Annotated in this window: 19 protein-coding genes and 1 pseudogene; 5 read left to right on the top strand and 15 right to left on the bottom strand. The window is 60.5% G+C overall.

The window, feature by feature from the left end:
* The 7 genes and pseudogenes from ONB25_08510 to ONB25_08480 form a co-directional block, all read right to left on the bottom strand.
* On the bottom strand, positions 1-347 hold a 347-nt coding region (locus ONB25_08510; protein ID MDZ7392919.1), incomplete at its 3' end, for a hypothetical protein.
* A gap of 50 nt (positions 348-397) precedes the next feature.
* A complete protein-coding gene (gene buk, locus ONB25_08505; protein ID MDZ7392918.1) occupies positions 398-1,576 on the bottom strand; it encodes a butyrate kinase in 1,179 nt (392 codons plus the stop codon).
* 36 nt (positions 1,577-1,612) lie between these two features.
* A pseudogene (locus tag ONB25_08500) lies at positions 1,613-2,650 on the bottom strand (phosphate acyltransferase).
* 84 nt (positions 2,651-2,734) lie between these two features.
* Positions 2,735-6,589 (bottom strand): PAS domain S-box protein, encoded by a 3,855-nt coding sequence (locus ONB25_08495; protein ID MDZ7392917.1) that lies wholly within the window; start codon positions 6,587-6,589, stop codon positions 2,735-2,737.
* 146 nt (positions 6,590-6,735) lie between these two features.
* Positions 6,736-7,941, bottom strand: a complete 1,206-nt coding sequence (locus ONB25_08490) for an aminotransferase class I/II-fold pyridoxal phosphate-dependent enzyme (GenBank protein MDZ7392916.1) — start codon at positions 7,939-7,941, stop codon at positions 6,736-6,738.
* A gap of 44 nt (positions 7,942-7,985) precedes the next feature.
* The gene (locus tag ONB25_08485) at positions 7,986-9,896 is read right to left on the bottom strand and encodes an aconitase/3-isopropylmalate dehydratase large subunit family protein (protein ID MDZ7392915.1); all 1,911 of its coding nucleotides are present in this window, start codon (positions 9,894-9,896) and stop codon (positions 7,986-7,988) included.
* Between the two features lie 19 nt (positions 9,897-9,915).
* Positions 9,916-10,899, bottom strand: a complete 984-nt coding sequence (locus ONB25_08480) for a hypothetical protein (protein MDZ7392914.1) — start codon at positions 10,897-10,899, stop codon at positions 9,916-9,918.
* Between the two features lie 642 nt (positions 10,900-11,541).
* Here ONB25_08480 and ONB25_08475 point away from each other — a divergent pair.
* Positions 11,542-11,973, top strand: a complete 432-nt coding sequence (locus tag ONB25_08475) for a hypothetical protein (GenBank protein MDZ7392913.1) — start codon at positions 11,542-11,544, stop codon at positions 11,971-11,973.
* Here ONB25_08475 and ONB25_08470 read toward each other — a convergent pair.
* Entirely contained in the window at positions 11,970-13,742 is a 1,773-nt protein-coding gene (locus ONB25_08470) for a DUF2207 domain-containing protein (GenBank protein MDZ7392912.1), read from the bottom strand. The two genes, ONB25_08475 and ONB25_08470, sit on opposite strands and share 4 nt — an antisense overlap.
* 404 nt (positions 13,743-14,146) lie before the next feature.
* On the opposite strand from ONB25_08470, the gene ONB25_08465 reads away from it, so the two are divergent.
* The gene (locus tag ONB25_08465; protein ID MDZ7392911.1) at positions 14,147-14,485 is read left to right on the top strand and encodes an STAS domain-containing protein; all 339 of its coding nucleotides are present in this window, start codon (positions 14,147-14,149) and stop codon (positions 14,483-14,485) included.
* 183 nt (positions 14,486-14,668) lie between these two features.
* Here ONB25_08465 and ONB25_08460 read toward each other — a convergent pair whose 3' ends face one another.
* From ONB25_08460 to ONB25_08430, 7 genes are all read right to left on the bottom strand, one after another.
* The gene (locus ONB25_08460; GenBank protein ID MDZ7392910.1) at positions 14,669-16,039 is read right to left on the bottom strand and encodes an aminopeptidase P family protein; all 1,371 of its coding nucleotides are present in this window, start codon (positions 16,037-16,039) and stop codon (positions 14,669-14,671) included.
* Between the two features lie 10 nt (positions 16,040-16,049).
* Entirely contained in the window at positions 16,050-16,694 is a 645-nt protein-coding gene (locus ONB25_08455; GenBank protein MDZ7392909.1) for a VCBS repeat-containing protein, read from the bottom strand.
* Between the two features lie 46 nt (positions 16,695-16,740).
* Positions 16,741-17,670, bottom strand: coding sequence for a metallophosphoesterase (locus tag ONB25_08450; protein MDZ7392908.1), 930 nt, complete (start codon positions 17,668-17,670; stop codon positions 16,741-16,743).
* A 40-nt stretch (positions 17,671-17,710) separates the two neighbouring features.
* Positions 17,711-18,499, bottom strand: coding sequence for a phosphoribosylformylglycinamidine synthase I (gene purQ / locus ONB25_08445; GenBank protein ID MDZ7392907.1), 789 nt, complete (start codon positions 18,497-18,499; stop codon positions 17,711-17,713).
* A 54-nt stretch (positions 18,500-18,553) separates the two neighbouring features.
* Entirely contained in the window at positions 18,554-21,418 is a 2,865-nt protein-coding gene (gene purL, locus ONB25_08440; GenBank protein MDZ7392906.1) for a phosphoribosylformylglycinamidine synthase subunit PurL, read from the bottom strand.
* Between the two features lie 32 nt (positions 21,419-21,450).
* Complete coding sequence (rfaE1, locus tag ONB25_08435; GenBank protein MDZ7392905.1) at positions 21,451-22,446, bottom strand: D-glycero-beta-D-manno-heptose-7-phosphate kinase; 996 nt, start codon at positions 22,444-22,446, stop codon at positions 21,451-21,453.
* Between the two features lie 141 nt (positions 22,447-22,587).
* A complete protein-coding gene (locus ONB25_08430; GenBank protein MDZ7392904.1) occupies positions 22,588-23,574 on the bottom strand; it encodes a PDZ domain-containing protein in 987 nt (328 codons plus the stop codon).
* A 580-nt stretch (positions 23,575-24,154) separates the two neighbouring features.
* Between ONB25_08430 and ONB25_08425 the strand changes: the two genes are divergently transcribed.
* From ONB25_08425 to ONB25_08415, 3 genes are all read left to right on the top strand, one after another.
* Entirely contained in the window at positions 24,155-24,556 is a 402-nt protein-coding gene (locus tag ONB25_08425; GenBank protein MDZ7392903.1) for a DUF2752 domain-containing protein, read from the top strand.
* A gap of 114 nt (positions 24,557-24,670) precedes the next feature.
* The gene (locus tag ONB25_08420) at positions 24,671-25,468 is read left to right on the top strand and encodes a YIP1 family protein (protein MDZ7392902.1); all 798 of its coding nucleotides are present in this window, start codon (positions 24,671-24,673) and stop codon (positions 25,466-25,468) included.
* Between the two features lie 143 nt (positions 25,469-25,611).
* The coding region (locus tag ONB25_08415; GenBank protein MDZ7392901.1) for a hypothetical protein at positions 25,612-25,965 on the top strand (354 nt) is incomplete at its 3' end.

Below are 25,965 nucleotides of genomic sequence, written 5' to 3'. Positions count from 1 at the left end.
CTGAACGGGTCCGCTTCTATGCCTGCCACGAAGGAGAGTAGGTCATGGCGGAATCCCGCGATGGTTCCCACCGAAGTAAATGCCTTTTCTTTTTCGCCGAAGGACGCAAACGTAGCTGCCGAGCGAAGATAGAGAGAGCCCACCGGGTAGAGATACAGTGCCTGCACCCAGAATCCGGTCTGGGCCCCTTCCGCGACCGGCTCCTCATGGGGCGGCGCGGCAAAAGTTCCCAGCGGTACACCAACTCCTCCCTGTACGCCAGCAACTTGTGCCAGGGCAGGGGTGACCGAGCAACTCAGGAACAAGGCCACACCGAGGACCAACTCGGCAGTTCTTTTGGTGCGCATTCCTGCGAGCTCGTACCAGAAACGGTTCACCCGTGCTTCGCCCTGTGGGTTTACCCTGGGAGAGCCTTCACTTCGTTCTCTTCCTTGGTGCTGGATGGCTTGCCCGTGTAGATTTTGGCCTTTTCTTTACCCATCAGCACGCGCAGGGCGCCATCACGCAGCGCCAACATCTCATTCTCCCCCGGGTACACGGTGACGCCCACGTTGAGCGCGGCGATCCTCTGCTTGATGCGCTCTACAAAGGGTTGGCACCGCGCCAGACCACCGGTCAAAAGCACCTGGTCCACCGGCTCCCCTTCAAATGCCGGCAGCAGCGAGGTAATCCATCGCGCCACCTGGTAGGCCATGGCCTCGAACACTGCCACGTAAGCCGGATCCCCGGCCAAAACGCGACGCTCCACTTCGCGGAAGTCTGAGGTGCCCAGCAGGTCCACCAGCCCACCACGCCCCTTGTTCTTCAGCTTCATCTCCTTGAGCGTGTACTTGCCCGAATAGCAAAGCTGAATGAGCTGACCCACCGGCAGCGAGCCACTCCGCTCTGGCGTGAAAGGCCCTTCGCCGTCCAATGCGTTGTTGACCTCGGCGTATCGCCCTTTGTAGTGAGCGCCGATGCTAATCCCCCCGCCCAGATGGGCCACGATCACGTTGATCTCCCGGTAGAAGCGCCCGGTCTCTTCTGCGTAGCGCTTGGCAGTCGCAATCTGGCTCAGTGCGTGCGAAATGATCTTGCGTGGCAGCTCCTTCAGTCCGGTGATTTTGTAGATTTCGCTCACCTCGTCCACAACCACGGGGTCTACAATGTAGGCGGGAATACCCAACTCCTCGGCGATTTCGGCGGCGATAAGGCCCCCCAGATTTGAGGCATGGCTCCCCTGCACGCAGGCCCGAAGGTCTTGCTTCATGCGCTCGTTGACCACGAATGTACCACTGGGTACCGGCCAGATGAGGCCACCACGTCCCACCACCGCCTGGAGGCCGCTGATATCGATGCGGTTGGCTTTGAGCTCCGACAGGATAACCTGCTTGCGAAATTCATACTGGTCGGTAATCTCCTCAAACGGGGCCAACTCCTCCTGCGTGTGCTTGATCTCAGCCGCATAGCGCTGGATCTCTCCCTCAAAGTAGGCCACCTTGGTCGAAGTGGAACCGGGGTTGATGGCGAGAATGCGGTAACGGGGGAAAAAGCTGTCGCGCGGCGTGGCCTGCCATTTGCCGGACTTGAGCAGCATCAGAATGTTGGCCTTGGCGCCCAAGACCACGTCGCTTTCGGTCGATTCTTTGGAAAAGTCAACCACCTTGTTTTCGAGCCCGCCAGAGATGGGGAACTTTTTCGCCGACGGGTAACGCGTCGCGTACATGTTGTAGAGAAAGTTGCCCAAATCCAGGTTGGGCGCAATGATAACGTTAACCCTACCCAGGGGTGAGTCTGGGCGATAGCGCTCGCCCAGCTTGACCACCGCCGCTTCGCGCGATATGGCGCAGCTAATCTGAACCTCGGCGTCTATGCGAATAGTGGAATAGAGGGGATCGCGGCGCACCAGGGCTGCCAGCCTCGGTGGCACTAGCTCCGCCGCTCTGCGGACCATGTCAACCGATGGCCCCTCGTCCAGGCCCTTGGTGGAATATGACACGATGCACCCGTTGATGTACGGCAACACCTCCTGGGGGATCAGGTCGCGCGCAATCTTGCAAGTGCCCACCGCGATATCCGCCAAGCGCGCGGGGCTCATGCGTGCGTTTACCGCCACATCCCCAAAAACCACGATGTTCTGCTCGAAGAACTGCTCCATGTGACCCTCAGGCAGGACAAATATGCCTGCCTCGAAGGCTGTACCATGGTGCCCCACGATGCGCATAAAGGGTCGGAAGAACTCCCGTGGTCCATAGCGCAAACCGCCGAACGCCATGTCCGCGTAACCTAACTTGACGGCCATGATGGCGAACATGGGGGGCTGCCTCAAGAGTGCCCGCGCCTCATCGAGGGTTCCCGACCATCCCTCTTCAGCCACACGCATGTATTCCCGGGCGAACTCGTCGACAAGTTTCTCCTCACGCCTCAGGTCCACCGCCTTGACGTGGCTCAAAAGATACTCGATGCGAGTCTCATCGAGCTGCGGGCACTCGCGGCGCGCAAACGCGGCGATTTCCTCCTCCGAGGCGGGAATCACGATTTTCGCAAAACGAACAAGACGTGAGGCGGCAAGGATGACCCTCGCATCAAGTCCATCAGCAAAGATGGCAGTAGGTTTGATCCTCTGTAATGCAAGTATCTGCTCGTCGAGCGATCGCTCAATGTCGAACATCAGGTCTGCCTCCACGCAAATTGCTCATGCCCGATTCACTTGCCCATTGGTCGCGGGATTCCATGGTGGCCATCCTCCCCACGGTCACTGTTGGGTCTTGCTGTCTAACGCAGCCCGAACCTGGGTCAGCAGTTGCTGCAAATCGAACGGCTTCTGCAAAACGCCGTCACCAACTTCCTTAAGTTCTCGCCGTCCCAATGGCCCCGGGAGGTAGCCGCTGGTCAACAGGATGGCCACCTCTGGCTTGATGGTGCGGATTTGGCGTGCGCACTCTTCCCCGGACCCGTCTGGCATGTTGAGGTCCAGTATCACCAGGTCAATCTCCCCCGCGCGTTCTTGGAACAGCTCCAGAGCATCTCTGCCGCCCGTACTGGTCAGTACGCGGTAACCATGTTTGCTCAGCATCTTGCGGCCCAACTCCAGTATCTCGGGTTGGTCGTCCACCAGCAAAATGCCTTCGTTTCCGCCCTTGAGCGGCTCACGCCTTCTTTCGGGCGCCGGCTCCAACTGCTCGCTCAAAGCTGGGAGGTAGATGTCAAATGTCGCTCCTTGGCCTGGCGCGCTGGTGACCTGGATCTCCCCCTCATGCCGGGCGACTATGACATAGACGATCGAGAGCCCCAATCCAGACCCCTTCCCTTTTGGCTTGGTCGTAAAGAAGGGCTCGAAGATGTGCTTCAGGGTTTCGGCATCCATGCCCACGCCCGTGTCGGACACCCGCAGCCGCACCACTTCACGCAGGTTCTGGTTCTTGAATTGACGGCGCTGCTCCTCGCTCAGAGTCAAGTTGTCAGTCTTAATGAGAATCCTCCCCCCTTCCGGCATCGCGTCGCGCGCGTTCACGCACAGGTTGATAAGCACCTGTTGGAGCTGCACCGGATCACCTGACACAACGCGCAAATCATGCGCCAGATGCGTCTTCACCTTGATCGTCTCAGGTAAGCTATGCGCCAGGAATCGCGCAGTCTGCCGGACCACCTCATTAAGCTGCATCGGTCGCCTTTGCGGCTTCGTGTTGCTGCTAAAGGCGATCAGCTGCTGGGTCAGGGAGCCTGCAACAGAGGAAAGCTCTATGATCTGCTGCACCATCCCCCGCAGATGCGGCGGCAACTCCTCTTCCGCTTCCAGCAGAGAAGCGTAGCCGAGAATTTCTGTCAGAATGTTGTTAAAGTCGTGGGCAATTCCGCCGGCAAGGATGCCCACGCTCTCCATCTTTTGCGCCTGTTGCAGCTGTTCCTCCAGCGAACGCTGCTGGGTGACATCACGCAGGACAACAAAAGCACCGACGACCCCGCCCGCTTTGCGACGCGGGGTCAAGCTGGCTTCCACCCGTAAGGAGGAACCTTTCTTTGTCTGCGCGTCGCACTCCGTTTGCACTCTCGCGGCCTGGCCTTGGAGAATCTCGCCCAGGAGGCGGCGGATGGACTCACGTTCGGTGGGATGAAAGAGATTAAGCAGGGGTGTGCCCGACAGCTCTTTGCGTGTATAGCCGAAAAGTTCTGCCACACGGCGGTTCGCATAGGAGATCTGGCCCGCCTGGTTGGCGATTATGACGCCCTCGGCGATGTTTTCCGCGAACGACCTGAAGCGCTCCTCGGACTCCCGCAGGCGCCGCTCTGCCCGCCGGCGCCGGGTCACGTCCACAAACCAAGCCTCCACGCACTCCCCATGCTCGGGACTTGTGATGACTCGCGCCTGGAGGAGCAGTTCTACCTTGCGCCCATCCAGGCGGGTGGCGGTGATTTCGCGCGCCTGCACCGGGCCTCTTCCCAGCTCCCTTGCCAAAGCTTCCCTCACCTCGGGCTCCACCCGGCTTGCCACGCCCTGACGGTTCAGTTCCTCAATCGTGGAGGCCCCCAGGATGTCCAGGCCGCGGCGATTGATCTGCACAACCTCGCCACCCTTTCGCACTAGACAGACGCCTACGGCGGCGTGTTCCACGAGCAGACGGTACCGTTCCTCGGAGCGTCGTGCTTCCTGCTGCAGCAGGTACTCCTCGGTGGTGTCGCGGGCCAGACCGTGCACTCCCACAAGTCGACCCTCACGGTACAGAGGAAAGATCTCCATGAGGAAGGTTTGGACAACCTTGCCATCCCGGTCCACATGAACTGTGCGGACCCCGGACATGACGCGCTGTGTGCGATATACGGCCAGGCAGGAGCGTTTAAATGTCTCCCAGCTTTCAGGAGTGTGGGTGATTTTTGCGCGCAGAAGGCCGCCTTCGGCGTTCAGAGTAGCCAGATCCGGGATGTCGGCAAAGCCCCGGCTCAAACTCACCGGCACGGCAAGCTCGAAATGGTCCGGATCCGGGATCTCGATGGCCCAGTAAAGGTCCCGAGACGATTCCACCAGTTGTCGATAGCGCTGCTCCTCCTCCGGTCCCCGCGCCTGGGGAACCGCCTGCAAAATCAGCACCGTCTGTCTGGATTCCCCCGCTTCACCCACCGCAAACGCCCGCACGCTGGCCGCCACCTCCGCGCCGTCCTTCCGGCGCAAGGACACAGAAAAATCAACCGGTCCACGATCAACCGCCTCGGCCAACCGTGCTTCAAAACCGGGGCGCTCCCGAGCCGACACAAGCTCGGCCACATGCATGTCGCGAAGCTCCTCTGGGCGGTAGCCGGTCAGCGCTGTCGCGGCCGGACTTGCCGTGAGGATCGTCCCCTGCTGGGTGCACAGCACCGCCCCCAAGGGCAGATTCTCTACCCAGGAGGTCCTCCCCCCTGCCTCATGCGGCGCCGGTGCAGGGAGCGTCAGGAGCGCCACCATCTCCGGCCCTCGCACGGGTAGACATCGCGCTGGGGAGCGGTGCCCTGCCTTGGACACCAGCGCCACCTCGCCTATGGCCGACACTGCCCCTGGGTAGGACGTCTGGGCCTCAAGCAGCGATTCTGCGTTATCCACCACCAGGTTGACAGAGGCACCTACCAGCTCGTCTCTTTGGAACCCAAAGGCCTCCAGTGCAGCCTTATTGCAGCTAACGACCCTGTGCGCCCGGTCGACCAACAAAGCAGGGAAGGGCCAGGTCGCGATGAGGTTCTCCAAAGGACCCGTCTCTGCTGGGAGCGCATGCTGGATGAGGCCCCAGTATCCCGCCTGGTGAGACCCCTTCGCCTCCGTCATGGCCACGGTGAGCAGCACCGGAAGGACCTCCCCGTCGGCGCGCCGCACCTTGGCCGGTCGTGCCACGATTTGACCCTTGCCCTGAATCTCCTCTACCAACGGGAGGAAGTCGAGATCGAGCACCTCGCCCATCAGGTTGCGCCCTACAAGCTCCGCTGCCTCAGCGTAGCCCAGCATGCGGAGGAGCGCCTGGTTAGCGGCGGTCACTTGCCAGTCAATGGTGGCGACGAAGACCCCCACGGGCAGAAGGTCAACCACGTGTCCCGGCACCTCCAGGGGCGCGGTGGCAGTGACCGGGCGGCAGGCCACGCTGATCCCTAACGCTGCGGCCACCGCCGCCTCGATCTCCTCCAGCATGGCAACAAACTGTGGTCCGGGGTCCAAGTCCACAGGATCCAAAAACTGCTCACCTGGCACCAGCCCCCCGCTGGTGACCACCTGCTCGTTGAGGAGCTCAAGCTGGCGGCGTACGTCACCAAACGTCTGGGCCACCCTTACCACGGCGGCAACCTGGGAGTTGTCGAATAGGGGCAAAGCGGCGAGCGTCACCCCGCCTGAAAAGAGGGTGGCCACCAGGCGCTGTCCCTCGAGCACCTCTTCATGACGGAGGACCCAGTTGGGGGAAAGGCAGTGGTAAAGACCTTGCAGGGCAGTGGCGGAAAGAGAGGCGCTCTGTTCCAAAGACTTGCTGGGCGTAGTCAACGGGTTGCCGGCGCGGTCACGGGTGGCGATGGCCACATTGTGCTTGCGGGCCAGCTCGTCTTGTACCTGTTGCAAGCGAGCCCGCACGCTCTCGCTCCATGGTGCCGATCTCATGTCAGCAACCTCCCCGGCATCGCGCTGTCTCTCACTCTCGACCTCCTCTTCCTCACCCGAGGCCGCCCGACCTTCCCGGCCGTGACCCGTCACCTATCCCAGTTGACCCCAAAGGAGGCGCATGCCTCCACCGGAGGAAAACGCTCTTAGGCCCCCTTGTACCGTGCCATGAACTCGCCGATGCGCCGATAGGAATTCTCCAGTACCTCTTCTGGAGGCAGGAAGACCACGCGAAAGTGTTTAGAGCCGGGTTTCTGCCCAAACCCGCTGCCAGGCACGACCACTACTCCCGTTTCTTGAATGAGCGCTCGCACAAACTCTTCATCCGTCCCTGGCACCTCCAGACTGGGAAACGCGTAGAATGCCCCTTCTGGCTTGGCGCACGAAATCCCTGGGATGGCATTGAGCATGCGCACGGTAAGATCGCGGCGGACAGTGAGCCGCTCCATAACATCGTGGAGGTGACTCTGGTCGCCCTCCAAGGCCACCTTGATTGCCCACTGTTCCGGATGATTGGCGCACAGCCTGGCGCGCAACAGCTTGTTGATGGCCTCCACATAGTCGCGCACGCGCTCGGGTTTGCCGCTCACCACGCCCCATCCGATCCTGAAGCCCGGCACCAGATAAGCCTTGGACAGGCCGTTGAACGTCACCACCGGCACCTCTGGGTTCAATGCGGCGATGGAGACGTGGCGTAGACCGTCGAAAATCAGCTTGTCATAGATCTCGTCGGCAAAAATCACCAACCGGTGTTCCAGCGCCAGCTCGACTATCCTTTCCAACACCTCCTGCCGGTACAGAGCACCTGTCGGATTATTGGGATTGATCAGGACAATACCCCTCGTCCTCCGGTCTATCTTTCTGGCAATATCCTCCACGTCGGGCTGCCATCCACTGGCCTCGTCCAGGTAGTACTCGTTGGGCTCTACCCCCAGCTTGTGGAGAATCGCGCTATAGAGCGGGTAACCGGGCGAAGGAATGAGCACGTTTTCGCCTTCGTTGGCAAGTGCAGTGAGGCACACGTCGATCGCTTCGCTCGCGCCTGTCGTGATGAACACATCCAGAATGTTCGTGATGCCCTTGGCGCGCGCCGCACCCCGGATGGCCTCCCGTGCCTCCTCAATCCCTGAAGACGGGGAGTAGCCGTTCATGTTGCGGAGCATAGCCTGGTAGGTAGCTTCAATAATGTGCCGGGGCGTCTGAAAGTCAAAGGCGTTGGGGTCGCCAATATTGAGGTACAACATCTTCTTGCCCTGCTTCGCGACCCGCTCGGCCAGGACGACAATGTCCCGAACCGCATAGGTGATCTTCTCCGTGCGACGCGCAGGGACGATGGCTCCGTCTTCCTTCATCGCTTCCTCCTGGGTGCTCCTTTCCAGCCAAGTCCAGCTTCTGCTCATTGACCCATCAGTCTGTTGCCATACGCGAACAGCCCACCAGCGCGGAAAATCTCCAGTTGCACCGGTGAAAAGGGGAGGGCCTGAATGTTCACGCCAGCGGTGCGATTCACAATCCGCCCTGTCTTCACGTCCACTTCTATTTCGTCCCCGTGATTGATAACTGCCTCGCCAAGGCCTGGACACTCAAGCAGGCCAAGCCCGGAGTTGATGGCATTGCGCTTGTAGATGGCGCCGGTCGACTCGCTGATAATGAGCCTGATGCCCAGACTGCGGAAACAGTCCACCGCCTGCTGACGCGATGAGCCGCAGCCAAAGTTCTTCCCCACCACAACGATGTCGTGTGGCGTCACCCTGCTGCTGAAATCGGTATAGCCGGGAAGATTGTCAAACGCATAGCGGCCCATCTGGGCTACATCTTTGATGTGCAAGTAACGATTGTGAAATATCATGTCGGTGTCGATGTCGTCGATGAGCCGCCCTTCGTCGTCCACGATCTTGAATACCTTTCCCACGATGATGTAGTTTTCCTCTGCGGCAGGGGGCTCGTACCGAACAGAGAGCGTTGCCGGGACGGGTATCGCACTTGTGCGCGGGGGGAGCGGGACTGGTCGGCTTTCCGGGACGAACTCCTCATCCGGCACAAAGGGCAAGAGGTCATGTTCCACCTGGGTGGGGCAGGTGAGGAACCCTCGCAGCGCACTGGCCGCAGCGGTGGCCGGACTGGCAAGGTAGGTGTCACCTTTGCCCTGCTTACCGCGGAAGTTGCGGTTGGAAGTGCTCACCTGGACCTCATGCTCGCCCACCATGCCAATCTGCCCGGACGCGCATCCCCCGCACCCTGGGTGACTCACTACTGCGCCGGCCTGGCGGAAGATCTTCAACAGTCCCTCGTCAAGAAGCCGGTCGTAGACCTCGGCGGTAGCGGGAACAATCTTGAGCATTACCCCTTCGGCCACGCGCCGGCCGCGCAGGATACTTGCCACCACCACATAGTCTTCGTACCTGCCGTTCGTGCACGAACCGATGAACACCGAGTCAATGCGCACGTGCCCTGCTTCTCGTACCGGCACCACGTCCGCCGGGCTATTAGGGCGGGCAACCTGCGGCTGCAAGTTGTCCACGTCCAGCTCGATGACCTGGCAATAGTGTGCGTCCGGGTCGGCGGTGACTGCCGTCACGGCGCGTCCGGACCTCATCCGACAATAGTCCAAAATGCGCTGGCTGGGGACCATGAACGCGGCAATGGCGCCCATCTCGGTGGCCATGCTCGCCAAAGTGATGCGCCCAGCAAGCGAGAGCTCCTCGATCGCTGGGCCGTAAAATTCCACTGCTTTCCCCAGCGCACCTTTGCTCCCCAAAGTACCGACCACAAAGAGCGTCAAGTCCTTGGCGGTTGTCGGGAAGGCGTAGCGCCCATGCACATTCACGCGGATAGTCTCTGGCACCTCGAACCAGGTGCGTCCGGTCTTGAAGGCGAAGGCGATGTCCTGATCCCCCATGCCCTGCCCGAATGCGCCGATGGCTCCCATGATGTTCAGGTGGCTGTCGGTGCCCACCATCACCTCCCCGGGCACCACCAACCCCTGCTCGATGGCCACATGCGAACCGATGCCCTGGTTGACGTCGTAGACTCGAAGGCCGTGCTCCCTGGCAAACAGTCTGCAGATCTGCTGGTTATCGGCATAGCCGGCGGTGTTGGCCGGCACATTGCAATCGAAGGTGAACACAGTGCGCGCCGGGTCGGCCACGTAGCTGCCCTCATAGTGCTCAAGCAGGTTCTTGACCACGTTGGCACCGCCAAAATCGCGCGCGCTGCGTAGATCGATGTCCATCCACACGGTCTCGCCCGCCCGCACCGGATGGTCGCTGTGGGCTGAAATGATCTTCTCGATTATTGTCTGTCCCATGATCGTAATTGGCTGTTGCCTACTGCTGCAAGAAAAGTGTGACCAGTTGGCGAAGAGTCTCTTCTTTTGCCCTCAGCATCTCGTCTTTGCTGCCACAGAATATCGTGCCGGCGGCAGCCCCCTTGTGCCCGCTGCCGATGTTGAGCTGGCGCATGAGCTCGCCCACATCCTTGTTGTGCGGGACTTTGGCCATTTTGATGCCTAACGAGAAGGAAAAACTTAGGTCTGTGGTCTTCAAACCATCCCGGAAGAGGTTACGGACCTCGATGACGCCTTTAGCCTGGGGAAACAGCAGGTAGGCGAGTTGCCTTATGACCTGCGGCCTTCGATTGTGACGCGTGAGATCCAAGATCACCACTTCCCGACCGGTGTCCTCGGGAAGGAAACACGCATCAGCGCGGATCTGCTCCAGCATTTCTTCTTCAAGCCGTCGATAAGCACGAAAACGTTCCTGGACCTCGGGCTGGTTGGCTACGCGCTCCAGTGGGTATTCCTTGAGCTGCTGTACCAGGCCGCGAAGGTACGGCCACTTGCCCGGCTCTGGTTTTTGTTGCAAGAGTTTTATGGTACCGTCCAAAACCTTCGCAGGCGTCTCTCGCCGCCACTCTTCTATGGAGTCGTAGCTGAAGGCATCGATTACATCTGCCTCTGCCACCAGCTCGGCAAAGTGAGCGGGCATGGCCACCCCCTGCTCGGCGAAGTACTCGTACACCACGTGGGCACAGGAATCCTGCGGTGCGAAGCGCCCTTGCACGCTCGCAGGGTCAATGCCGCGGAGGCGCAGCTCTTCGATGTTGGCTTCGTGGTGATCGAACCAGAGGCCACATTCCAAGGGATAGGGCAAGTCGCAGACCACGTCGGCAGCGGTGATGGTGATGCGTGCTTCGCTGACAGTGCGGGGGCCGGTGAACTCAATGTGGTTCACGCGCAATGCCTGCGAGCAGAGGACCGCGCAGGCAAGGCCATCAAAATCCTCGTGCGTGATAATCTTCTGGTAGGCCAAGACCTCTGTCGTGCTCCCTGAGTCGAGCCACTGCCTCTCACCCGCACCGACGGAGAACTTGTCTATGCGAGGCATGAAAAATGTAACAAATCTTGGGACAAGGGTCAAGGACTTTGTGGCAATCAGAGCCGAGTGCGCGGGTATCGACGACCGCCCGGCCGCGGCACGGGACGTTGCGCGGACCTCGTCAGGCGGCCCGCAGGAGCACAAGGTGGGCACCGACATTGAGGGGGCAGGTCCCTCCGATCAACACTGGTGCAAAAAGTGCTTGACTTTTTGCCCTTTGGATATTATCTTCTTGATGTCAGGGGGTGGGCCGTTTTGCCTCGCACTCATCTCCGGGGGCGCAGCCTCTTGACTGAGTGATCCTCCACCGTACAACATCGGCGAGATAGGGTGTCCCCAGGCCGCTACCAGGCCTGCAATGCGCGCTTGTAGTTGGCTAGTGAGCCTGTGCCGGCTTTGTGGCAAGGAGGCTCGGATTTGTGGAGGTTTAGGGTGAGGACTCCACAACCAACTCCGCACATCGGAGTGATCAGCGCCATCAGAACCTGGGACAAATGGGTCATTTTGACTTCACACCACCTTGCGGAGTCATTCGCGCCTGACTGCTGGAGCTGCACGAGGTGGGTGCCAATTGCAATGGTGACGCTTATTGAGCTGCGTCGCAGGATCGCTCTTCTATGGGCGCTGATCTCCGCTCTGTTGGCTCTGCTGTTGTGCGTGCAGCTATTTGACCCGCACTGTTTGGACCCGTTCTACGTGGAGGTCACCGCCTGTCTCTTTCCACTTTCTTTGGTCACCTTCCTGACAAAGAGCGGGTTTCGCGCTGTTTTCGCCGTTCCTGGGTGTGAGATCGTGCTTCGCGTCCCCCTGAGTAGGGGGTGGGCCCTTTCCCGCTTTTGCTCCCGTGTGCTGGAGTGTCAGCGGCGCCTGGCTGGCGCCGGTGGCGACAGCCGTAAGGAGGCTGAGGAGCCAAGGCGCCTGCCACAAAGACGATGGCCGCAAGTGGTAGAACACGAACGATCGCGCGCATCAACAAGGCGCACCCTGTCGCCAGCCCGCTGGCACTAGCCCGCTCCTCCTCCAGAACCGCCCGCTCCTCCCCCACCGCCACCGCTGGCGCCACCACCCGCACCTGTACTCGAGCTCATCGTACTGGACACAGTCGAGACCATCGACGCCAGGGCCTCGCCCAGTCCGGCTGCGGAGCGAGAGGAGGCCGCAGGCACATACCAGACAAAGCGTGCCATCTCCTCCTCGGGCACCTGCTCCAGCAGCGCCCGCACCGCCTTGGAACCGACACCCAAGGCTGTGGCGTAGACGAGGAGCTCATCCAGGGGCGACAACTGCTCCGTCTCATGCGCCGCACGGGGCGAATATCGCTTAAGATAGCGGGCCAGTGCCTTCCACTGCTGCGCCTCAGCCTCTGCCTCCGGCGTGCGCCTGGGTATGGCGAAGGACAGGACAAACACAACCAACGTGGAGGCCCCCAGCAACAGTGCCCACTCTTCCACGAGCACTCCCGCCACAACCGTGAGCAAAAGGAGAAGGCCCGAAAGAAGCAAGGAACGATTCATCGCCCGCAGGCTCTCCTGCTCGTAAAAGTTCCGCGCCTTGGCCTCTTCGGTGACCTCCTTGCGCCACTGCGAGAAGAACGAAACCATTGCCCCTCTGTGCCTCTTCAGGTCTTCGACACGCAGACGGGTCTCGCCGTTGGAAAGAGGGCCAAAAAGAAGGGCGAGAAGCGAGCGCTCGAAGGACAACAGACGGCCCGCGTCGGTGTCGCGGCGCGCCCGCTCGCGATCCAACTCCAAGACGTACTCCGGCTTCTTGGCTCGCCTCTGGTGCTCGCCAGGCACAGACTCTTCCTCGTGGATCCTGAGCAGCCCGCGGCGGGCCAGATCAAGGAGGGTTGCCACCAGAGAAGCCGCACCAACCGTGCGGTCAAACACAAGGTAGCTCACCAGCGCAGGAGGCAAGTTGCTCGGCGGCGTGCCAGTCATCCGAACTGCGCTCGGCACGCGATGGCGACGGCCGTAAACCCGGTATATGTTCCACCAACCCAGCAAACCACCCAGGCTAAGGAGGGCCACCAACCATTTCCCATGGGCTTTGCGGGCCCTCTTGTTCTCTTGGCGGGCCAATTCCTTTTGCCGCGCGGCATTGGCCTCATCCGCCCACTGCGCCTCTTCCCTCAGGATCGTAGCACGCACCGAGTCCGGCTGCAAGGCTACCTCAGGGAAGCAAGATGGCGGATAGAGGGCGCGCACCTCCCAAAAGGTTCTCTTGGGTAAGCGGGCCACATCCGCCAGCACGCTGCCATCGTCTCGAATGCTCACGTTCCCCCATAAAGGGCCGTGCGCCCAGGCCTGCACCTGCTCTCGGGCCAAAGAGCAGGGCGGCACGATGCGTACCGTGACCGACTGAGACGGCCTATCCCAGCCGGTGCCCACGAACTTGTAGTACAAGACGGCGGCATCCGCGTGGCGCCGGACCAGATCAAGGAGCCGGAAACGCAGGGTAAAGGTGCGCACTTCGTTGTCGGCGCGGTAGTACCAGCGCACCCGCAGACGCTCGGCACTCCGCTCCACCGAATAAGTACCCGGCTCCCGGGAGTCCGTAAGCCTGTACTCCACATCGCCTTCACTTACCCGAATGTTCTCCACGCCCCCAATGCCGGCCAGAGGCAACTCGTAGCTGGCCCAAGAAAACCTGCCCACGAAACGGTATTGCCGCTGCTCTACCACGTCCATCGAGCCGTCGCTATTGAGGCGAGCATCCACCCACACACCGATGATCTCGTATCGCTTCTCTGCAGCCCAAAGAGGCCTGACACCCATTACCCCCACCAGGAGAACCGTCACCGCAGGCTGCAGCCGAACGCAAAGGCTTCTCAAAAAGGACCGGAAACCCTTAGACTCCCTCAGCATCGTCTCCTCCGCGTGCAAGCCATTGATGCCGCGAATCGCTCGCACTGCCTAATGGCTCCACAATCTCTCAACTTTTGTAAACAAGATTACGAAGTTCTGCGGCGAAAAACAAGAAGTTTCTGTACCTGGGTTGACGGTAGCTCTGCATGGGGGCTCCCGTGAGGAGGCCTCTCCGAACCCACGACCAAGTAACACTCTGCGGTCTTCCAACGTCTTCCTTGTGGTCCTGCAACCTTTTCGCCGGCTAGCAAGTCTAAGGGGTGAGTCGTGCAGGACCAGGGAAGAAGTCGTTGTTCAGCTTTGGGAATGAGGAGATGGTGAAGAAATTGGATCAGAACGTGGCACTAGTAACCGCCGAGGGGAAGCTCATGGGGGGGCCAGAGACTGCCCACCTCTGCAAGGAGGTGGAGGAACTGGAACGGGCCGGCTACAAGAGAATCGTCCTCGACCTGAGTCGCGTGCGCTGGGCAACCAGCACCGCCATCGGCGCCCTCATCAGGTCCTTTCTGTCTTTGCGCAACCAGGGGACGGAATTGCGCTTCGCCTGCCCGAGTGAGAGACTCCGTTACTACATGACCATCACCAAGCTCATCCAGGTCATCCCGACTTTTGACTCCCTGGATGAAGCGATCACAGCGCCTGCTCCGGGCTGATCCCTGCTTCCAGTCCAAGGGGCCTCAACACTCCCATCCGCGAGCATCAACGCCGCCGCACAAGGGGTGTCCCCTGCGCTCCCGCTAACTTTGCGCCCAAGAACGTCCGGGTCCTGCTCTCCAAGGCTAAGACACGGAGACCCGAAGTGAGGACCCGGACCAGGCAGCCCGTTCCCCTCTTCCTCACTGATTTGGCACCCTTGCGCTCTGCCTGCCCACATTGCCGATGCCGGTCTCCAGCATCAGTGCTTCCACCGCCTCCACACTCTTCGGCGCCCCAATTGACAGCACCTCATGCCCCTGTGCCGTCACCAGCACGTCGTCCTCGATGCGAACGCCCAGGTTCTCCTCTGGGATGTAGATCCCCGGCTCCACCGTCAGCACCATCCCCGGCTGGAGCACCCCCTCCTCGCCAACGTCGTGCACATCCAAACCAAGATGGTGACTGGTGCCGTGCATGAAGTACCGGCCATAGTCCTTGGGCTGGCTGATGAGCCCCAGCTTCACCAACCCCTCGCCAATTACCTGCGCCGCCTTGTCATGAATGTCCTTAAACTTGACGCCGGGTCTGATGATGGCGATGGCCTCTTCTTGTGCCTTCAGCACCACCTCATAGACGGCCCGTTGCCGCTCCGAGAACCTTCCGCTCACCGGCAAGGTGCGTGTGACATCGGCACAGTAGTGCCGGAACGAGGCACCAATGTCCACCACGACCACGTCACCGGACTCCATCTGGCGCTTGTTTTCGCCATAGTGGAGTCGGCACGAGTTGGGCCCGGAGCCGATGATGGGGGCAAAACTCGATCCCTCCGCGCCACCGCGTCGGAATATGTACTCCGCCAGAGCCGCAACCTCGTACTCCAGCATTCCCGGTTCTACGGACCTCATTGCTTCCACGTGAGCAGCACAAGTCAGTTCCGCCGCTCGGCGGATGAGCTCCACCTCCGCTTGGCTCTTCACCACCCGCAGGCGGCCCAACAACCTGGTCGGGTCGGCGACCACCACTGGATACTGGCGCATGCGAGCCGCCTCGATGAGTTCCAATTCCCTGGTCAACGGCTCGTCCAGACGAAGTTTCGGTGCCTTGAAGTATAAGGTGTCCGCGCGAGTGAGGGCTGCGGCAAACACCCCCGGAAAGTCCTCCAAAGGGCGTGCTACCTCCAGAAGGTCCTCTTTGGCGGCAACCTCTCCAGTAAGAGCTTCACTGCCACTTCTGCTAGAAGCCACGTCCAGGAAAATAAACTCTCTAGCCACCCCCCCTTTCCCGGGGACCGGCAACCCACGTTTGCTCAGGAGCAAGATAGCGCGAGGCTGGGTGATACCGGTAAGGTAGAAGAGATTGCTCTCTTGTCGGGGAGACGCTCCGTACGTCTCACCGGGCGCTTCTGCAGCCTTGAACACCGCCACACCGCGTGGAGACAAGAGCGCGCGTAACGCCTCACGACGCGCCTCATACTCCTCAGCCGATTGGGCGGGGAGCACACCCGGGAGTGCAACGACGAGAATGGCACAAATCGCCGCGTGCCCCGACCATTGAGCTTCACGCAACATCATCAGTTTCCTTTCAGCGAGCAAACTCTCCCCCGAGAATGTGCTTAATGCCTTCCGCCTCGTATCCCGTGTTCACTTTCCACCATCCATCTGACCCCTGGTACTTGAAGGCCGATACCCCATTGCTCAGCCAGACGTGAATGTGCACCTTGCCCGCCCCGTAGTTGTAGAAACCACAGAGGTCGTCAAAGCCGTCGCCGTTATAGTCCCCGGCAGCCACGCCCACCAGCTTGGTAGCATCATACCCTGCTTCTTCCCGCCACCACCCCGCGGAGCCCTTGTACTCAAAGCGGTTTTGCCCGTGGTTAAGCCACACGTGAATAACGGTCTTCCCGTTCCCGTAGTAGTAGAAACCAGCAAGGTCATCCAGTCCGTTGCCGTCAAAGTCGCCGCAGGCGACCTTCACCAGGCGGTCGGCCTCGTATCCACCCTTGTTGGTACTGAACCAGCCGTTCGAACCTGAGTACCTGAAGCCTGTTCCCCCCGTGTTGATCCAGGTGTGAATACGTGTGACGCCGCCGCCGTAATAGTAGACAGCCGCCAGGTCGGAGTAGACAGTGGGCAATTCTGCCGTAGCCGTCGTGTCCTGGCTCCAGGCTGGAGTCAGTCCACCTACCGCGCAAAGACAGACCACCAGGAGAAAATTGTACGCGCGCATTGTTGTACCCTCCGGCATCTGTTCGAGGCTCCATAGGCGCGGCTCTTCATTTTGCGGCCGCCTCCCACCCGTATTCGCGATACTGCCAAGTGAATTGTGTCCCTTTTACATCGACCACGGCAAAGCCTTCGCCAAAACCTCGGTACGGGCCATTCCACCACGCCCCGGACACGGCTCCAGCAGTGATGAAGTGCGTGCCCCTCACCACGATCTCTTCCACGTCATGCATGTGGCCCTGAAGGACTAAAGGCACATGGTGGCCGGAGCAGACCTTCAGAACTTCCAAGGCATTCGTCACTGCACCTGCGCGGTCCAAAGCTGCCTGCGGGCCCCGCGCAAACTGCTCCGACACCGAAAAAAGCGGAATGTGCAATGCCAGCACAATTGGTGTGTCCTTCGCCACTTGTGCCAAATCGCTCGCCAGCCAGGCCAGTTGCGCCGAATCCACGTGCCCAATGTAGGTGCGCTCAGGGGTAAAACCCACAGCGTCCAAAAGCACAAAGTGCCAGCCGCCGTAATCAAATGACCGGTATGTCCTGCCCTCCCCAATCCGTTTCTTGAACATCTCCTTGCCAAACTCGGGGTGGCTTGGATCCACGCCACTGCGCACGTACAGACCAAACACCTCATGGTTGCCGATGCAGTGGTACACGGGCATCTGGAATTCTTTGATGAGAGAAAGATAGAGCGTGTAGAGCGAATCGGCGCGAGCAAAGTTCTGTTCCAATGCGTCCATGACCAGGTCCCCGCCTGTGATGACGAACGCCGGACGTGGCCGCAGGGAGTTGACCGCCTCAATGGCCGCACGGAAACCCTCTGCACCGCGCATTTCAGGCTGCACGTGGATGTCGGTCATGAACACAAAGCGGAACTGCTGCTCTCTCCCGCAGGAAAGCAGGACGAGCACCAGAAGCAGGCCAACACCGCAGGGGAGAAGCCTGCGCCGCTTTGCAGAGCTTCGGTCGGACGAGTACATGATGCCACCCTCCTTGCTTCGGCGAACTGTTTCTTGCAACTTACAGCAGGGTGCTTACCACGTAATTGACGGCATTTCTGAAAATGAAGACCCCGTCCCCTTCGGGGCGCAATCCCTCGCGGGTCCATCGCGGGTGGTGGGTAGGGTCGAAATGCCGTTCTGGATGAGGCATCAGGCCAAAAACTCGCCCGGAGGGGTCACAGATTCCCGCTATATCGGCTACAGAGCCGTTGGGATTCCACGGATAGGTGCAGGGCCTTCGCTCGGGATGCACGTACTGAACGGCCACCTGTCCATGGCGGAAAAGGCCTTCCAGCACTTCCTGGGACGAGGTCACGAACTTCCCCTCGGCATGTGCCACCGGCAGATAGATGTGCTCCGGCCCGCCTGCAGTGAACACGCAGGCGCTGCGATTCACGTGCAGGTATACCCACCGGTCCTCGAACTTGCCGGAGTCGTTGTGAGTAAGGGTCACCCGCTGCGGGGCCTCCAGGTCTACGTCCGGCAACAGCCCAGCTTTGACAAGCACCTGAAAGCCGTTGCAGATGCCGATGATCAGTTTGCCTTGCCGGTGGAACTCCACCAGCGCGGCGCCGAGCTTGTATTTGAGCTCGTTGGCCAGAACTTTGCCCGCCGAGACATCGTCGCCATAGGTAAAACCCCCAGGGATGGCCAGTATGTGGTAGTCTTGGAGACGAACGTTGCCATTCACCACGCGATTGACGTGCACGAGGTCCGCCTGTGCCCCTACAGCGCGGAAGGCGTAAGCCGTCTCCTGGTCACAGTTAGAACCGGCGGCACGAAGCACCAGCACTCGGACTTTTTTCACCTTTTCCATTCCGATTCCTAACCCATGCCACCCCCCGTGGCAGCGACAATTGCCCTACCATCGCAACGGCGCCTGCCAGCTCTCCTTCAGGTCGGCGACGGCCGCCTCCACGACCACGCGTCCTTGTACTCCTCTGACCTCCAGTCGCGGCTGCTCCTGCACCTGTCCGATCACAGCATACGGCAGCCCCGCCAACAAACGCCCAAATTCTTCCGCCGCTTTTTGCGGAACTTCCACTAGGAGACGGCTGCACGACTCCGCGAAGAGCAGAGTGTCGTTGCGCACCACCGTCAAATCGTGCGGCACCCGGCTCAAGTCGATGGTTGCTCCTCGCCCGCCGGCAAAAGCCATTTCGGCTATAGCGACCCCCAGGCCACCCTCTGAGCAGTCGTGGCAGGCACGCACCAATCCTGCCGCAATGGCTTTAGCCAGTGCCTCATAGAGCTTCTTGGCCTGAAGCGCATCAACCTTGGGCACACCATTGCCGACATATCCTCGGACGGCAAAGTAGTGGCTCCCTCCCAGTTCCTCTCTGGTCATGCCCACGAGGTAGATGAGATTTCCTGGCTCTTTCAGGTCCATGGACACCGCTTTGCGGCAGTCGGGCATGACACTGATGGCGGAAATGAGCAGGGTCGGCGGGATGGCGATCGTCTCGCCCTGCTCAGTGGTGTACTCGTTGTTCAGGCTATCCTTACCGGAAATGAAGGGGGTGCCAAACGTCTTGGCCACCTCATAACATGCCTGGGCCGCGCGAACCAGTCCACCCAAGCGGTCTGGTTTGTCCGGATTGCCCCAGCAGAAATTGTCCAGGAGCGCTGTGCGTTCCAGGCTGCCGCCAACTGCCACCACGTTGCGCAGTGCCTCGTCGATGGCGGCCGCTGCCATCCAGTAAGGGTCGATGAGCCCGTATTTTGGGTTGATCCCGTTGGCCACCACCAAGGCGCGGTAGGAGTCGAGGCGCGGTCGCACGATGCTCGCGTCGCCTGGCCCGTCGTTGTTCAGGCCCACCAATGGCTTGAGGGCGCTCCCCCCCTGTACCTCGTGGTCGTACTGCCGCACCACCCACTCTTTGCTACAGACATTCCAGGCGCCGAGAATCTGATGCAGGTACGGCGTCAGGTCCTCCGGGTCGGAGAAGTTTGGCTCCTCCCATGTTGGTGGCTCCCAGCTGGCGTCGCGCACCGGCCGTGGCAGTCCCTCATGCAAGAATTCCAGGTCCAACTTCCCGACCTCATGCCCCTGGTACCTGACCACGAGCTGGCGATCGTTCGTGAGGCGGCCAATGACCGTGGCATCCACATCCTCGCTGGCAAAGAGGGCCAGGGCTTCCGCCAGCTTCTCCGGCGGGACGAAAATGACCATCCGCTCCTGGGCCTCAGAAATCCAGATCTCGGTGTAAGTGAGGCCCTGGTACTTGAGGGGCACGTGCTCCAGGTCTACCACCGCGCCCGTCTCGCGCGCCAGCTCCCCCACGGCAGACGACAGCCCTCCAGCCCCGCAGTCAGTGATGGCCCGGTACAAGCCGCGATCCCGCGCTTGCAGCAGAGTGTCGACGAGCTTCTTTTCGGTGATGGCATTGCCAATTTGCACCGCGCCGCCCCATTCCACCTCCGACTCCACGGTTAACTCGCCGGATGAACAGGTAGCGCCGTGGATGCCGTCGCGTCCGGTGCGCCCCCCGACTACCACGATATAGTCCCCTGGCACACTCTTCTTGCGGTGCATCCCCTTGGGCAGCACGCCGATAGTGCCGCAGTAGACCAGCGGATTGCCGATATACCGCTCGTCAAACAGAACGGCTCCGTTAATGGTAGGGATGCCCATGCGGTTGCCATAATCCCGCACGCCTGCCACCACGCCCTTCATGATACGCTTGGGATGCAGCACCCCTCGAGGCAGGCGTTCCAGGGGAAGGTCCGGTGGGCCGAAGCAGAACACGTCGGTGTTGGCAATGGGTTTGGCACCAAGACCGGTGCCCAATGGATCGCGAATTACCCCGCCGATCCCTGTGTTGGCCCCGCCATATGGTTCCACGGCTGAGGGGTGATTGTGAGTCTCCACCTTGAAGCAGACGTCGTACTCGTCATCGAACTCGATGACCCCCGAGTTGTCCACAAAGACCGAAACGCACCAGGGCAATGCGAGCTCCCGCGTGGCCCGCATGACCGTTTCCTTGAGCAAATTGTCGATGACCCGCCCCTGGTAGTTGATGCGGCCTCGCAGGGTCTTATGGCTGCAATGTTCCGACCAGGTCTGGGCCAGTGTCTCCAGCTCCAGGTCAGTAGGGTTCCTTCCCAGTGTGCGGTAGTAGGCTTGAATGGCGCGCATCTCCTCGAGGTTGAGAAAGAGGCTGCGCTCCTTACTGATTTTCCGCAGGCGCGCGTCGTCAGCAGAAAGTAGGTCGATTTCGACGAGGCGGAATCGGTATTGGATGGGGTCATGGAAGACTTGTTCCCCTGGGAGAAGCACGTGTTCAACCACTTTATTAGCCAGGAGCTTCTCCACGATGAAATGCTTTTGCGCCTCCGCAAGCGGTCCACGCAGGCGAAAAACGCGTGCTGTCTTGACGGCCAGGACCGAGGTTATCCCCATGTCGCGGATGGCCTTCATGGTGCTCTCTTCCACCGGATCCATCACGCCAGGGTTGTAGGTGATTTCCACGTCCCAGTCCTCGGCCGAGGCGGGCGGCAGCACCTTTCCATCGATGGCATATACCTGGGTCACCCCATCCGCCAACAGTTCCTGCGCAATGCGTTCTTTCTCCGATGCGGAGAGCTCACCTTTGAGATAGAACACCTGGAGCGCGCGTTGGCATGCCACAGCGGTCATCCCCAGGTCGCGCAGCCCGGAAGTAATCGCCGCAGCTCCGGTGTCCAGGAAGTCAGCCTTGAGCCCAATTTCGATCCGTGTGATCACGCCGTTTCCTTGTGCAATGTGCGGCCGCTGGCCTATCCTTGTTCGTCGAGCAATATGCGCATCAGTTGTTCTCTGTCCACAGGCACTACGCCCACTTCTTCGCACACCAGCCCGGCGGCATAGTTGGCGATGGTGGCTGCCTCTGCGGCCGAAGCCCCTGCTGCATAAGCAGCGGTGAAGACACTGATCACGGTGTCCCCCGCTCCGGACACATCGTGTACCTTGCGCGCCCTGGTGGGCACGTGAGCTACTCTCCCGCTTCGCTCGAAGAGGTACATGCCATCGGCGCCAAGCGTGAGCAAAACGTTTTCGCACCCAAGCCGCTCCAGAAGCGCTGTCCCGGCGCGATGTACCTCTCCTTCCCCCGAAAGGCGCGTGCCCAAAACCTCTTCGGTCTCCCGCCGATTCGGTTTCACTGTGCACACGCCCTGGTACTCGAAAAAGTGGTCGAATTTTGGGTCAACCATGACCGGCACCTGGTGGGCACGTGCCAAGGCCAGCGTGCCGGCAATAAGCGGGGAGGTGATGAGTCCCTTGTTGTAATCTTCGATGATAATCCCGTCCGCATGCGGAAGTGTGTCGGCCAAGAAAGCCAGGAGCCGGTCACAAACCTCCTTAGCGATGGGGGCCCGGGTCTCACGGTCGATGCGCACCACGTGCTGGTTATGGGCGATGACGCGCGTCTTGACCGTTGTGCCGCGCCCAGACACGCTCAGCACACCGTCGGTGGCGAAACCGAGTTCTTCCATCAATTGCCGCAGGGCGCTGGCGTGTTGGTCTTCCCCGACCACGCCCACCGGAATCGGAGTTGCACCCAGTGAGGCCAGATTGTGAGCGACGTTGGCCGCTCCCCCGAGGCGGGCCGACTCCTCCTCCACAACCACGACCGGCACTGGCGCCTCCGGCGAGATGCGTTCCACCGAGCCCCAGATGTACCGATCGAGCATTACATCACCCAATACCACGATGCGGAGGCCCGCAAAAGAGTCAAAAAGCTGGCGCACGCGCGCAGGAGCAAGACTGATCATCCGGATTCCTCATCTGTCTCATAGCCAATAGTCGTGGCAAAGATAGTGAAATTCCCGCTAAATGTCAACCCAAACTGCGGGGCTCCAAACAAAAAGGCACTGCATCTGGCGATGCAGTGCCTGAATGGCTGGCCTCGTAGACTAAATGAGGTGTTGTTGTCGCTCCTTGGCCTTTACGCGTAGCTCTTCCAGGCCACGTTGCAGATCCTCCAACGCTTTCTCTGACCAGAGGCGCACGCGCTCCCGCCAGGTGCCCAAGTCGTCCGGGTCGAACTCGAAGCGCAGGGCCGGCCCCTCGGGGAAGTGGAAGAACAACTCCCGCCTGGGCTCACCTTCCCACCACCAGAGGCCCGGGCCGCCTCGCTCGAAGACCCGCACGCGCGCCTTCCTCCCGAGCTTGACGGTAGTTTGGCTACGCACCCCCTTACGCACGTACGCCACTACCACCGAGTCGCCTGGTTCTTTGTCAGAGAGCACCTCCGCAATGTCTTCAACGTCGCTCACCTGCTCCTCATCGAGGTGGGTGATGACGTCTCCGGGGCGCAGGCCTGCTTTGTCCGCCGGGCTTCTCTCTTTAACTTCCGTGACGAGGACCCCTTCGTCTTCCTTGACGCCGAAATACTCGGCCAGCGAAGCGTTCAGCTCCTGGAGTTGTACGCCAAGCCAGGCCTCCTCTCCCCAGACCCGCCCTTCCAGCCTCGGAAAAGGCCGTATCACCACCCGTTCGGTGACGCGCGGGGCTCGCGCGAGCACTACCTCAGCTTCATGTCGTCTGCCCTCGCGTACGTACTCCACCTTGATCTTGTCCCCGGGCTTCTTGGCTTTCACCGCGGCAACCAGCTCATCCGGGCCTTTCACCTCCTTCCCATCCACCTTGAGGATAACGTCGTCCTCTTCAAGACCGGCCTTTTCCGCTGGGCTATCTGGCGCCACGCGCTCGATCACCACCCCCCGTCGCTCCTTGATGCCAAGCTCCTCACGCTGCTCTTGATCCAGCTTGCGCACATAGACCCCCATCCACGCACGCCTGGATTCCTTGGTCTTGGTGACTAGGGCCGTTGTAGCGGCGCCTGCCTGCGCACACAATAGTCCAACCAGCGCAAGGCTTAACCACACACGCCTGCTCACGGTTATTCCCTCCCGTCGCTTGTCCCTTCTTCACGCCCTTTTCTGGTACAGGGCCTCCACGAGGCAGTCGCCTCTGTTCTGTGTCATCGGTGCGCGCAACCACCTTTTGGACTTTGCCATAGGAGAAAAAGTTTCCCCCCATCTCTTCTCCGCATTTGCCTCTCTCTATCGATTTGTCTCGCAGCTAAGGGGGCGCTCAATTCGTCCGGCAAGTCGCGGATAAACAGTCCGGCCTCGACTTTCTGCGTGACTCGTTTCTCCTGGGCTGATTCTCCTCAGTCCGTGCTTGGCAGTGTAGGAAGCTGGCATATGGAGGGAAGCGAACCTTCCCGTCCGGGGGGCAACAACAGTTCGGCCCGCTGCACCTCCTCGTGGCGTGGATGGTGCGTATGATAAGGCAAAGTGAGCCATGGAAAGACCTGCACTGTTCACGGAAACTTTACGACTCGGCACCAGTGACTTCCGCGCGAAAAGAGCTTGACTTTCAGCGACAGAGGGCGTAAATTTTGAGGGTCGAACACGGAGCTGATAGACCAGGGTCTGGAGCGAACAAGTGCGGGTCAGCTTTGAGAGAAACTTCGTGAGAAAACCCCGCTGGGGTGTCGTATACGGCGGCTTAGCTCTTGCGGGTCTAGCTGCAAGTCGCCTGCTTGTGCCGCTCCTTCGGCTTGCACCACCGTGTGCCTTTCACGCGCTCACCGGCCTGCCCTGTCCCAGCTGCGGTGCCACCCGCTCCGCCGTATTCCTGGCGCAGGGACAGCTGGTACGATCCTTCTTGATAAACCCGCTCTTCTTCTTTCTCTACGTCGGACTTTTGCTGTGGGGGGCGTTGGACCTCTATCTGACCGTGAGAAAGGAAAAGCTCGTGCTGAAGCTCACTTCGACGGAGAAGTGGCTCCTTCGTCTCGGTGTGCTGATGGCAGTAGCGGCCAACTGGCTCTACTTGATCGCCAGTGGCGTTGTTGACCACTGTCAGCTGTAGAAACGTGGATTGCAACTTTGCCGGCGAAGCTCCGTACCACCACACGGCACCTGGCGCCAGGCCATAGTGGCCAGGAAGTGCACGTGGGCGCTCAGGAATTGACAGGAGGACACCATGCGTCGCAAGTGCCCCAATTGCGGTAGAATGCCGGACATCCCCGAAACTGGGGGCTACTGCGTCCATTGTGGCGGTTATATCCCGCCGCGCGAGGCCCCGGCGCAGCCTGCCCGCCAACCGGAGGCACGGACATCAACGGGCGGGTGCCCATGGGAAGAGATGCCGCGCGTCGGGTTTTGGAAGGGCCTCTGGGATACCATCGTCGGCGTCTTGTTCAGCCCCAGCGACTTTTTTACGCGCATGCCTGTGGTGGGGGGAATCGGCAAACCGCTCCTGTTCGGGCTGTTAGTAGGGAGCGTCAGCAGCGTGGCGGAGACCCTCGTGGGCCTTTCAGGCTGGATGTGGCCCATGTGGCTGCGGCACTACCCCGGCATGCCCGAGTTCTCGGAACTTTTTCCTTTCTGGATCTCCCGGACCGCGCTGCTCCCTTTGGTGGTACTGAGCGCACCCATGGCAGTCTTGGTGGGAATGTTCCTGTGGGCCGGGATCATGCACCTGTGTCTGATGCTGGTAGGAGGGGCCCAGAGGGGCTTCGAGGCCACATTCCGGGTAATTGCGTACAGCGAGGCTGCCTCTCTGTTCCGTGTCCTCCCCTTTTGCGGCGGGATTGTCGCCATACCTTGGATGATCGTCGTGCAGGTCATCGGCTTGAAGCAGGCCCACCAGATTTCTTCCGGTAAGGCAATCGGCGCCATGGTCTTGCCCCTTTTACTGTGCTGTGGCTGCATCGCGAGCCTTGTGCTGGCGCTGGGGGTGGGAGTTTTCTCCGCATTCGGACCAGGCTTTTTCAAATAGTCCTATCTCCGGGACAATACCGAGGCCGGCCCGATAGGCCGGCCTTCTTGCCTTTAGAGGCCGCAAAGACCTTGATTTTGCCGTCGGCTTATCGTATATTGCAAACAGACTTGGATCCAGAAGAGACGACAAATGGGAGTGAAATGAGGTCACTGCTCCGACCGGTGCAAGTGGGTGTCACCATCGAACGTTTTCGCGGCATCGAGCCGTCGGTGCTGTTGGGATTGACGCACCTGTTAGGTCTGGAGCGGGCGGAGATCACCCGGACAGTCTTTGACGAGTTGGAGCGCGTGGTCCCCCGCCTCCGGCACCTGCGCACCGGGTTCCACCTCCCCTTGGTCCACGATGATGGTTGGGACTTTTCTTGCGCCGATTCTCAGAGCGAAATCGACCGGCTAATCGACCTGATCAACACCCATCGCAAAGCCCTGCGCATCACCCACTGCATTGCACACCCGCCAGAGCCAGAGCTAGCAAAGAAGGAGGTCCAGAGTTCG

It is taken from the genome of candidate division KSB1 bacterium, assembly GCA_034506335.1.
Taxonomy (GTDB): Bacteria; Zhuqueibacterota; Zhuqueibacteria; order JANLFK01; family Oleimicrobiaceae; genus Oleimicrobium.
The sequence above is the reverse complement of the archived record's forward strand: the minus strand, read 5'-3'. Positions and strand labels throughout refer to the sequence as shown.

Coding starts and splice junctions, on each gene's coding strand:
- ONB25_08455 (MDZ7392909.1), bottom strand. CDS start 16,694: ATGCGCGCGTACAATTTTCTCCTGGTGGTCTGTCTTTGCGCGGTAGGT.
- ONB25_08485 (MDZ7392915.1), bottom strand. CDS start 9,896: ATGGGACAGACAATAATCGAGAAGATCATTTCAGCCCACAGCGACCAT.
- ONB25_08475 (MDZ7392913.1), top strand. CDS start 11,542: ATGGTGACGCTTATTGAGCTGCGTCGCAGGATCGCTCTTCTATGGGCG.
- ONB25_08465 (MDZ7392911.1), top strand. CDS start 14,147: ATGGTGAAGAAATTGGATCAGAACGTGGCACTAGTAACCGCCGAGGGG.
- buk (MDZ7392918.1), bottom strand. CDS start 1,576: ATGCTGCTCAAGTCCGGCAAATGGCAGGCCACGCCGCGCGACAGCTTT.
- ONB25_08450 (MDZ7392908.1), bottom strand. CDS start 17,670: ATGTACTCGTCCGACCGAAGCTCTGCAAAGCGGCGCAGGCTTCTCCCC.
- ONB25_08460 (MDZ7392910.1), bottom strand. CDS start 16,039: ATGATGTTGCGTGAAGCTCAATGGTCGGGGCACGCGGCGATTTGTGCC.
- ONB25_08490 (MDZ7392916.1), bottom strand. CDS start 7,941: ATGAAGGAAGACGGAGCCATCGTCCCTGCGCGTCGCACGGAGAAGATC.
- ONB25_08470 (MDZ7392912.1), bottom strand. CDS start 13,742: ATGGGTGTCAGGCCTCTTTGGGCTGCAGAGAAGCGATACGAGATCATC.
- ONB25_08495 (MDZ7392917.1), bottom strand. CDS start 6,589: ATGAGATCGGCACCATGGAGCGAGAGCGTGCGGGCTCGCTTGCAACAG.
- rfaE1 (MDZ7392905.1), bottom strand. CDS start 22,446: ATGATCAGTCTTGCTCCTGCGCGCGTGCGCCAGCTTTTTGACTCTTTT.
- ONB25_08420 (MDZ7392902.1), top strand. CDS start 24,671: ATGCGTCGCAAGTGCCCCAATTGCGGTAGAATGCCGGACATCCCCGAA.